Source organism: uncultured Cetobacterium sp., from assembly GCF_947039425.1.
GTDB lineage: Bacteria > Fusobacteriota > Fusobacteriia > Fusobacteriales > Fusobacteriaceae > Cetobacterium_A.
This window is the reverse complement of the sequence record NZ_CAMQYW010000008.1, coordinates 16,730-27,527: the sequence shown is the minus strand read 5'-3', so window position 1 is coordinate 27,527 and position 10,798 is coordinate 16,730. Positions and strand designations below refer to the sequence as shown.

Below are 10,798 nucleotides of genomic sequence, written 5' to 3'. Positions count from 1 at the left end.
CAGTATTTTCTATATCAAATACATAAACGAAAGCTCCAGGAACACCAGTAGTACCGATACTTTTAATAACATTAATATCAGCAATATTAGCTGAAACTTCAAGAGTTATAATACTCCAATCAAGTCCGGCATTAAAAGTAACAGATCTAGCGTAAGTTCTAAATACTTTAGTACCAAGAGGAGCATCATTTTTTAATGTGGCAACAACAAAGTATTTTAATGAAGCATTATTGTCAATAGATGGAGTAGTAGTAATTTGATTATTTTCATTAGCTTGTCTAATACCATCATTGTTATCATCAATAAAGAATTTAAAAGATGAGAATATACCATCAGTATTTTCAAGTGAAAGATTAAATGTATCAGCAGCACCAGTTAAATTAGTTAAAGTTTGAACAAAAACAATTTCTTGTCCAGGCGCAGAATTAATAGTCAGATTTGCAAGTAGATCAACAGCTGCCCCAGCAGTAAATGAATTTACTGTAATTAAACTAAGATCAGAGAATTGATTATCTCCAACAGAAGTAGCGATAATTTTAAATGAATTTCCACTAGGTGCATTATCACTCCATCTACCTTTTAAGAAAAATTTGAAAGTAGCATTAGGAGCAATAGAAGTAGTGGAAGTAATAACAGTATTTTCATTAAGTTGTCTAATACCATCATTATTATCATCTAAGATAAAACTAGGGTTTTCAACATAAGTATCATCAGCAAGACTTAAAGTGAATGAGTCATTAGTAGATCCAGTATTAGTAACTGTTTGAGGAATAGAGAAATCCTCTCTTCTAGCTAAATTGATACTTAAATCAGCAGTTAAATCAACTCCGAAAGTAGTAGTAGTAGTATATGTTGCAGTATTAGTATTTTCAGGAGAAGTAACAGCAGAACTATTATTATAAATAAATGATGCAGTATTTTCTATAACAGTTCCACCAGTAGTACCAGCAACCGGTCTAACTCTAAAGTGAAGAGTACCACCGTTAGTACCAGGAATACCAGCTCCAGGAGTAATAGTTTTAACTTTTAAAGTTAAAACACCATTAACAAAAGAGAAGTCAACATCATCAGATATAGCTTCATAACCATCATCAGCATTAGTAACAGATTTACCAGTAGTTTGTCCGAATGGGAACCAAACACCAGTAGTTATATCAGGTTCAACATTATTAGGTAAAGTATCAGTAATAACTAAATCAGTAGCGTTGGCAGTACCAGTATTTTCTATATCAAATACATAAACGAAAGCTCCAGGAACACCAGTAGTACCAATACTTTTAATAACGCTAATATTAGCAGTATTTACAGATACTTGAAGAGTGATATCACTCCAATCAGAACCTGCAACAAATGTGTTAGCTCTTGCAAAAATTCTAAAGAATTGATTTCCAAGAGTAACATTATTATTTAATGTTACTAAAGTAAAGAATTTATATGTTGTATTATTAGCAATAGCTGGAGTTGTAGTAATCTCTGTATTCTCTGAACTTTGTCTAACACCATCACCATTGTCATCTACAATGAACTTAACAGATGAGAAAATTCCGTAAGCTTCTTCAACAGATAAGTCAAATGTGTCAGGAGCACCAGTTCTATTTTCTAAAGTTTGAGGAATAAGAACTGATTGTCCAGCAGCAGCAGGTAAAGTTAAGTTACTAGTTAATATAACAGCAACGCCACTATTGTATGAACTAACATCTATAGTACTCCAATCATTAATATTAGAGTTTGATCTAGATGTTGCGTAGATTCTAAAAGAATCTGTACTAGGAGCATTTGCTCCCCATCTACCAACTAAGAAGAATTTAAAAGTGCTATTTCCTCCAATACTTCCAGTTTGAGTAACAGGAGTATTTTCATTAAGTTGTCTAATACCATCGCCATTATCATCGTAATAGAAGATAGCATTTTCAACTTGGTCAGCACCAGTTAAACTTAAATTATAACTATCAGCAGAAGTTCCAATATTTGTAACAGTTTGAGGAATAACAAACTCTTCACCTCTAGCCAAAGTTCTGCTAAGATCAGCAGTTATCTCAACATCAAAGTTACCACCAGGAACAATATATGTTGCAGTATTTGAATTTACAGGCGAAGTCATAAATTGACCATTATTATAAGTATATGATGCGCTGTTGTTGATTACAGTACCAGCAGGAGTACCAGGTGCAGCTTTAAATCTCACTTGTAAAACCCCACCATTATTTCCTGAATTAGCAGCAATATCTTTAATTTTGAATTTTAAAACGCCATTAACAAGGGATAAGTCAACTTCATCAGAAACAGTTTCATATCCATCATTTGCCAAAGTTATTGTTTTAACACTAAGTTGGTTAATAGGAAACCAAAGCCCAGTAGTTAAATCAGGAACAATATTACTTGGTAAATTATCTATCATTTCAAAATTACTTGCGGCAACATCTGAGTCATTTTTAAATTTAAATAAGTAAACAAACACATCAGGGTCAGAAGAAGCTTGTTGTAATTTTTCTACAGTAACGTTAGCAATTTTAGGAATTACTTGAGATACTGAATTTGTATTTTTAGGTGATGTAAATCCAGCACCATTATTATAAATATAAGAGGCTGTATTTGTAACAGTAGTACCACCAGAAGTACCTGGAGCAGGTTTCACTCTTAAATGAAGAATTCCTCCATTAGTACCAGTTCCACCGGCACCAGCAGGTATATTTTTAACTTTAAATACTAATTCGTTGTTAATAACAGACAAAGCAACATCGTCAGATATTGTTTCGTACCCAGTATCAGTAAGAGGAATATTTTTTCCAGCAGTTTGTCCAAATGGGAACCAACGACCGACAGTATCATCAGGAACAATACCAGCAGGTAAATTGTCAGTTAAAACTAAGTTAGCACCAGGAGTATTTGAAGGGTTTTTAATTTCAAACACATAAACAAAGGCACCAGGAGTAGAAGTAGTACCAATACTCTTAACAACACTAATATCTGCTAAACTGGTAATTAAAAATGAGTTATTATTCCAAACTACAGTAGTTGTTCCGTCTATTTTAGCATGAATAGCATAAATTTGAGTTGAACCAGAAACAGCTCCACTTGGAATATTTCCACTTACAACTAAAGAGATACTATCACCTGGTTGAATAATTGGAGTTAATCCATTAGGAGAAATAGTTGTAGATTCACCAGAATCAATAATACCATTACCATTTGAATCTATAGTGAAAAGAAGATTTTCTAAGTTGTCATCATTAGCTGTATAAAGTGAATATTTATCAGCAACGTTACCACTGTTAGTTATTTTAACAGGGAAAGTAACCGCTTCCCCAGGTGTTCCAGAAGAAGATATTCCTGGTGAAATAGTAGCTACCTGAACAGGATTAACAGTAATTACAACAATATTTGACATTACTGTTTGAGTTGCATTTGAAGGGTCCACATATGTTAAGGTTGCCTGTGTACCTATTGTTGTGTTAGCTGGAGCAATAGCTGCATAGGCTTTACTACCACCAACAAGTAAAAATACAAATAAAAGTAATCGATATACATATTTAACCATATTTCACTCTCCTTAAGTTTATTAAAGAAAGACAATTAGTTAACAGAGACACCAAATTTGAAAAGATTCATTTCATGTGGTTTCATACTGTTAACAGTCCATCTAATAGCTTTATACATTGAATCTGGAATCGGACGACCATCAGCACCTAAATAAGGATATGGTTTATATGTTTTCTCATCAATAGAAACTGTATAGTTTGTATTGGGAGTAACCAGTCCAGGTATAAGTGTTGTGTATTTAGGGATAGGAATGGTTGGAGTGATATTAGAAACTGTTCCATTATTGTTATTTGAGATATGTAGAGTATAAACAAGTGTATCTCCAGGATCAGTTTCTTCAACAGCAACTAAAGTAGTATTACCATTTTGTGTTACCATTTTTTCTACTGCTAAGTTAAAATCAACATTAGCATAAGTTAAAATAGTATTCACTAATAATGTGATGATAAAAATAATTTTTTTCATGAAAACCTCCTCAATATAAAATTTTTGTAGAGAACTTCCTCCTTTCTTTCTTTTACTATTTGTTCTATTCTTAAAAAACGATAAATTTCTTTTTAATTTTTTATTTTATTTTTTTAATTATCATTAAAGATAAAATCTTATCATATATGACAAGATGTTATCATATGTGATAATAATTTTAGAACAACATGTATTTATACAGAACAATAGATGTTGACAATGTTTTGAAAATGATATATAATAATTTTGTTCTGAAGAAAAAAGAACAGTAAATTAATTAAAAAATTATATTAAAATAGATGGAGGTTTGAAAATGCAAAGATTTACAATACCTAGAGATCTTTTCTTTGGAGAAGACGCAATATCATACTTAAAAACAATAAAAGGGAAAAAAGCTTTTATTGTAATTGGATCAGAAAGATTAGTTAAAGATGGAACAGCTGGAAAAGTTGAAGCTTACTTAAAAGAGGCTAATATTGAGTCTCAATTATTCGTAGGAATCGAAAATGACCCTTCAGTTGCAACTGTAATGAAAGGTGCTGAAGCTATGAGAAACTTCAACCCAGATGTAATAGTTGGAATTGGTGGAGGTTCTCCAATAGATGCTGCAAAAGCAATGTGGATATTCTATGAGTACCCAGAATTCACTTTTGAAGAAGCTGCAAAGCCATTTAACTTACCAGAATTAAGACAAAAAGCTAAATTCTATGCTATACCTACAACTTCAGGAACAGCAACAGAAGTAACTTCATTCTCAGTTATAACTGATCATGAAACAGGAATTAAATATCCAATTGCTGACTATAACATCACTCCAGATGTAGCAATAGTTGATACTAACTTAGTACAATCTATGCCTAAAACATTAGTAGCAAATACAGGAATGGATGCTTTAACTCATGCATTAGAAGCTTATGTTTCAGTAATGAGAAGTCCATTTACAGATGCTCTTGCTATGAAATCTATCGAAATGATTTCAGCTAACTTAATCGATTCATTTAATGGAGTAGATCAAGCTAGAAAAGATATGCATATTGCACAAAACTTAGCAGGAATGGCATTCTCTAATGCAATACTTGGAATAGTTCACTCAATGGCTCATAAAACAGGAAAAATCTTAGATATTCCTCACGGAATGGCTAATGCAATTTACCTATCTTATGCAATTGACTTTAATGCTAAAAAAGCAGGAAAAGATTATGCAGATGTAGCTAGAATGTTAAAATTAAAAGGAACAACTGATGAGGAATTAGTAGAATCATTAGTTCAATATATAGCTGAGTTAAGAACTCAAATGAATATGCCTCACTCATTAAAAGAGTATGGAATAGATGAGAAATTATTTAACGAAAAATTAGATGATTTATCAGCAACATCAGTAGCTGACCCATGTACAGGTACTAACCCAAGAGAGATTTCTGTTGAAGAAATGAAAAAATTATTCACAGCTATCTACTATGGTGAAAAAGTAACATTCTAATTAAGTAACCACTAAATTAAAGTTCATAATACCATTTTTTCAAAAAAAGGAGTAGTATCTTAGGATACTACTCCTTTCCCGTTTTTTGTTTTATTTTTTAAAAGAAATTTACCTTATATATAGAATAATTTTCAAATGAAAAATAAAGGGAGAAAGCTATGAAAATAAGAAAAATACTAATGGTTTTATTTGTTTTATTTTTAGGAAATACAAAATTATTATATTCAGTTGTACCACAAGCTAATACAGATATAGGTAATCAAGCAATTTTAAAATATACAGATGCAAGTGGAACAGACAATGAACTAACATCTAATATAGTAATAACACGTGTTCAGCAGATTTATAAGGTGTTAATAACTCCGAATAGAGTTGAAACAGTACTTGGAGGACAAACAGCAACCTTTTCTCATACTGTAACTAATGAAGGTAATGGAACTGATACAATAAATTTAGCGCATAGTTATCAAGGAGATTATATAGTAAAGATATATTTAGGTTCAGGAGAAAATCAAACTGAAATAACAAGTTTAGAAAATATGGCTTTAGGTGAGAGTAAGGCTATTTTAGTAGTTGTAGAAACTCCTATAGGATTAAGTGGAAGTGTAAATCATAATATAATTGCAACAAGCTTAGGAGATTCAAATGAAACAAGTGTAGCTATCGAAACGATAAACTATTCAACTTATGCAAGTGTTATTGGAGAAAAAAGCATAGACATTTCATCAGGAGACTCAACAATAGATAGAGTAATAACTGTGTCTATAAAATTATATAACTCTTCAGAAACTAATTCAGGTGAAGTTATTGTAGAAGATATACTTGATAATAGATTTAAGTATGTAAGTGGATCAGGTAAATGGTACCCTCATGGTGGTGGATCTTATGAAGGATTAACTGATGCTACAGGAGGAGATACAGTAGGTTTAGATTATTTTATAAGTAATGAAGTAACTACAACAGAGGGTGGATTTAATAATGAAACTAAAGAAAAGATAAACTTTATAATAAGTAGTATACCTGGAAATACGACAAATTTAACAAGTGGAGGATACTTAGAATTTCAAGTTAAAGTTTTAGCAGGAACGTCCACAGGAACTATTAATAATAGTGGAAATTTTTCTTTTAATAATGGAGTTCAAGTTATAGAAAATCAAGAGACAAATAATGTTACATATAGTGTTTTAGCTTTTGTTAACCTTATTTTTACAGGAGATATAATAGATCAAGCAAGTGCTGGGGAAAGAATATATTTTGTAAATGAACTTAAAAATACAGGAAATGTAGATGAGACATATAATGTAGTGTTATCTGGTGGGACTTTTCCAGCAGATGTATTAAGTACAGCAAAATTAATAAAGTTAATAACAACAGAGGATGAAATAATAAGTGATCCTAATACAAATGAGATAATACAAATACTTGGAAGTAGTGAAACCACAGATATGATAGATACAAATAGTGATGGAATAATTGATACAGGATCTATACCAGCAGGAAGTATAGCCCAGATACTTTTACAACTGGATTTATCAAGTGATATTGTAGCTGGAGTTTATACAATAAATAAAACAGGAACAAGCATAATAGACTCATCTAAAACTATTACTGTTGAAGATAAATTATTAACTGTATCTGAACCAACAGTGGATTTAACTAATAATTTTTCTTTAAGTGTAGATCCTCAAGCTCCAGGAGTAGGACAAGGTCCTGAAACTACTCCTGTAACAACTTTATCAACAACAGGGATACAAGAAAATACAGTGGATAGAACAGTGATATATACATTATATGTAAATAATATAAGTAGTTTTGTTACAGAAAATTATGATTTAGATACATCGGGAGATGAATATTTTTCAGCACCAGTATTATCTTCAATAACAATTGTATTTACAGATGAGTTTGGAGTTATATTAACAAATACAGGAGATATTGCTCCAGGAAATTTCAAAAAAATATTTATGAAAGTTACACCTAATAGATACACTCTTGCAAGAGATGTAGATATTTATGTTAGAGTGAAATCTTCAACAACAGGTGCTAAAGATATAAAGCATGAAAGATTAACAATAACTCCATATAGAGAAATAGTTTTAACATTAACACCAGAAACAGATATAGTAATTCCAGGACAGAAAGTTGGATATTATTTAAATATAGCGAATATAGGAAATATATCAGAGGCAGGTGGAAATCTATCACCACTATATTTTCAAAAGACAGAGTCTCAAGTAGGATGGGCAAGTGAAGTTTATTGGGATGCCAACGGAAATAATACTTATGATAGTTCAGATGGATTAATATCAGTTCCATTTGCCTCTGTTATTAATCCAAATGAAAGCGAGGATAGATTTTTAGCAGTGGAAGCTCCTTTATCGGCTCAGAAGGATGATGTAAATACAACAATTTTAACAGGAACAAGTCCAGATAAAGACGGAGTGGCGTTAATAATAAATATAGTCCAAGTTTCAACAACAGTAATAACAGAGGATTTAGCAGTGGAAAAATTTCAATCTTTAGATGGGATAGTTTATACAAAGGATTTGCAAAGTGCAGAACCAGGAGATGAAATATATTATAAAATAGTTATAACTAATACAGGGGATGCATCAGCAACAGACGTATTTATAGAGGATGATATCCCACAATATACAACACTGGAAAATATAAGTGGAAATAATACTCCACAAAATAAAGGAATACCATCATATGCTAAAATAGATGCCAATGGAAATGGAGCAGATAATTATAATTTAGTTCAAACAATGCCTAGTATTGGATCAGGAGGTTTAATAAGAGCTGAAATAGGAGAGTTGTTACCAAATGAAAGTGCAGTAATGTATTTCCATGTAAAAATAGATTCATAGGAAAAAGACTGATCAATTTTATTAAGTTGATCAGTCTTTTTATTTAGTTAATATAAAATTTTAAAAGAGTTATAAGATGGAAGCTTTAAAGTGGTTTCATCAATTGATAAAACCTTACTAAGGCTAGATCCTATTTTTAAATATTCTTTAAAATCTTCTATAAAATTTTTATCCCCTTGGACAAAAATTTCAACATCTCCATTATTTAGGTTTTTTATACTTCCAACTAAATTAAGTTTTGTAGCATTTAAATAAGCAGTAAGTCTATATCCAACTCCTTGTACTCTTCCTTTTATAATGAAATGATATGTTAAAATATTATTTTGCATTTAATTCAGCAATTTTTAAGATAACTTGTACAGATTTTTCCATAGATTGAATAGGAATAAATTCAAATTTACCGTGGAAGTTGTGTCCTCCAGTAAAGATATTTGGACAAGGTAATCCCATAAATGAAAGTCTTGCTCCATCTGTTCCACCTCTAATAGGTTTGATATTTGGAGTTACTCCAGCTTCAATCATAGCCTTTTCAGCAAGTTCAACAATGTGATAAACAGGTTCAATCATCTCTCTCATATTGTAGTAACTATCTGTTAAAGTTAAAGTAAATTTAGCATCAACATATTTTTTTTCAAGATAATTAACAGCTTCAGTAATAAGAGCCTTTTTCTCTAAGAATTTTTCTTTAGAGTGATCTCTAATTATTAAATCTATTTCAGTTTTTTCAATTGAACCAGAGAATTCATGTAAAAGGAAGAATCCTTCATATCCTTCTGTGTATTCAGGTCTTTCGTTACATGGAAGCATAGAGTTAAGTTCCATAGCAAGTAAAATAGAGTTAATCATCTTATTTTTTGAAGCTCCAGGATGAATATCTCTCCCCTCAATTACAACATGGGCAGAACAAGCGTTAAAGTTTTCAAATTCTAACTCTCCAATCTCTCCCCCATCAATAGTATAAGCAAAGTCAGCATTAAATTTCTTAACATCAAAAAGGTTAGCACCTCTTCCAATCTCTTCATCAGGAGTAAATCCAACTCTAATCTCACCATGCTCAATAGATGGGTTTTCTTTTAAATGTTTTAAAGCAGTTAGTATCTCAACAATACCAGCTTTATCATCTGCACCTAAAAGAGTAGTTCCATCAGTAACAATTAAATCTTGCCCCTTATAGTTTGCAAGTTCAGGGAAATCTTTAAGTGTCATAATAATATTTAAATCTTTATTTAAAGTGATGTTTTCACCATCATAATTTTCAATAATTCTAGGTTTGATATTAGTTCCATTGAATGATGGAGCAGTATCCATGTGTGCAATAAAACCAATTGTGGGAACTTTCTTAGCTGTATTTGAAGGTAGAGTACCTATAATGTACCCATTTTCATCTAGAGTTATATCTATTAGGCCTATATCTTCTAAATCTTTAACAATAATCTTAGCAAGATTAAATTGAATCTCAGTACTTGGACATGATTTGTTTTTTCCATTTGATGTTGTATCAATCTTTACATATTCTGTGAATTTGTTCAATAAAAAGCTCATAATTCCTCCTAGTTTCCTTTTAGTTTGTAATCATAGTTATAACTTATCATATATTTCATTAAAAAAATAGTTGGATTTTGCAAAAATATGAAAAATATGATAAAATGGAGAGTAAAATTAAAGGGTGAGAGGTAGAAAATTTGAGATTAGAAAAATACTTAGTAGAATGTGGAGTGGCAAGTAGAAGAAAGATAAAAAAAGCTGTTCGTGAAGGAAGAGCAACTATTAATGGGATTATTGAATATAATGATGGGGCTGATGTTTATGAAGGTGATATTATAACTTTTGATGGAGTAGTTCCAGAGAAAAAAGTTTTGAAATATTATATTATGAATAAGCTAAAAGGATATGTAACTGCTATGTCTGATGAAAATAAAAAAACAGTGGTAGAGTTACTTCCAGATTTTGTAGATAAAAAATGTGTATTTCCTGTAGGAAGGCTTGATAGGGATACTGAAGGCTTACTTCTTTTTACAAGTGATGGAGATTTAAGTCATACAATAGCTCATCCAGATAATGAGCTGGAAAAAACTTATTATGTGGAATTAATAAGAGATATAAGTGAAGAGGATATTAAAGCTTTAGAAACAGGAGTAACGCTAAATACAGGGTATCAAGCATTACCAGGAAAGGTTGAATACATAAATGCAAGGGCAATAAACTTAACTATAACTGAGGGGAAATATCACCAAGTAAAAAAGATGTTAAGAGCTGTATATAATAAAGTAGTATATTTAAAAAGAATTAAATTTTGTAATTTAACTTTAGATGGAATAGAACCTGGAGAAGTTAAAGAGATCAAAAGAGAAGATATTATAATTTAGAAAAAAGGTCATTAAATATAAAAATTTAATGATCTTTTTTTCTATTTTAAAATTAAAAGAAAAATAAATAGATATTA

Annotated in this window: 7 protein-coding genes; 3 read left to right on the top strand and 4 right to left on the bottom strand. The window is 30.8% G+C overall.

From position 1 onward, the window contains the following. Together Q0V09_RS01635 and Q0V09_RS01630 are read right to left on the bottom strand one after the other, a co-directional pair. Positions 1-3,538 (bottom strand): hypothetical protein (locus tag Q0V09_RS01635; RefSeq protein WP_297486867.1); only part of this gene is annotated, 3,538 nt, incomplete at its 3' end. Between the two features lie 35 nt (positions 3,539-3,573). After that, positions 3,574-4,005 carry a hypothetical protein gene (locus Q0V09_RS01630; RefSeq protein WP_297406384.1) on the bottom strand — a complete coding sequence of 144 codons (432 nt, stop codon included), beginning with the start codon at positions 4,003-4,005 and terminating at the stop codon, positions 3,574-3,576. Positions 4,006-4,318: 313 nt separating this feature from the next. On the opposite strand from Q0V09_RS01630, the gene Q0V09_RS01625 reads away from it, so the two are divergent. Together Q0V09_RS01625 and Q0V09_RS01620 are read left to right on the top strand one after the other, a co-directional pair. After that, positions 4,319-5,485 (top strand): iron-containing alcohol dehydrogenase, encoded by a 1,167-nt coding sequence (locus tag Q0V09_RS01625; protein WP_297406386.1) that lies wholly within the window; start codon positions 4,319-4,321, stop codon positions 5,483-5,485. Between the two features lie 158 nt (positions 5,486-5,643). Further along, on the top strand, positions 5,644-8,355 hold the full coding sequence (locus tag Q0V09_RS01620) for a hypothetical protein (protein ID WP_297486864.1): 2,712 nt from the start codon (positions 5,644-5,646) through the stop codon (positions 8,353-8,355). Between the two features lie 47 nt (positions 8,356-8,402). Here the strand turns inward: Q0V09_RS01620 and Q0V09_RS01615 are convergent, their stop codons facing one another. After that, a complete protein-coding gene (locus Q0V09_RS01615; protein ID WP_297486862.1) occupies positions 8,403-8,684 on the bottom strand; it encodes an acylphosphatase in 282 nt (93 codons plus the stop codon). Beyond that, entirely contained in the window at positions 8,674-9,897 is a 1,224-nt protein-coding gene (gene pepT / locus Q0V09_RS01610) for a peptidase T (RefSeq protein WP_297486859.1), read from the bottom strand. Before pepT ends, Q0V09_RS01615 begins: the two co-directional genes overlap by 11 nt. Positions 9,898-10,037: 140 nt before the next feature. Between pepT and Q0V09_RS01605 the strand changes: the two genes are divergently transcribed. Continuing rightward, positions 10,038-10,721, top strand: a complete 684-nt coding sequence (locus Q0V09_RS01605) for a pseudouridine synthase (protein WP_297486856.1) — start codon at positions 10,038-10,040, stop codon at positions 10,719-10,721. Positions 10,722-10,798 lie beyond the last annotated feature (77 nt).

Coding starts and splice junctions, on each gene's coding strand:
- pepT (WP_297486859.1), bottom strand. CDS start 9,897: ATGAGCTTTTTATTGAACAAATTCACAGAATATGTAAAGATTGATACA.
- Q0V09_RS01630 (WP_297406384.1), bottom strand. CDS start 4,005: ATGAAAAAAATTATTTTTATCATCACATTATTAGTGAATACTATTTTA.
- Q0V09_RS01620 (WP_297486864.1), top strand. CDS start 5,644: ATGAAAATAAGAAAAATACTAATGGTTTTATTTGTTTTATTTTTAGGA.
- Q0V09_RS01625 (WP_297406386.1), top strand. CDS start 4,319: ATGCAAAGATTTACAATACCTAGAGATCTTTTCTTTGGAGAAGACGCA.
- Q0V09_RS01615 (WP_297486862.1), bottom strand. CDS start 8,684: ATGCAAAATAATATTTTAACATATCATTTCATTATAAAAGGAAGAGTA.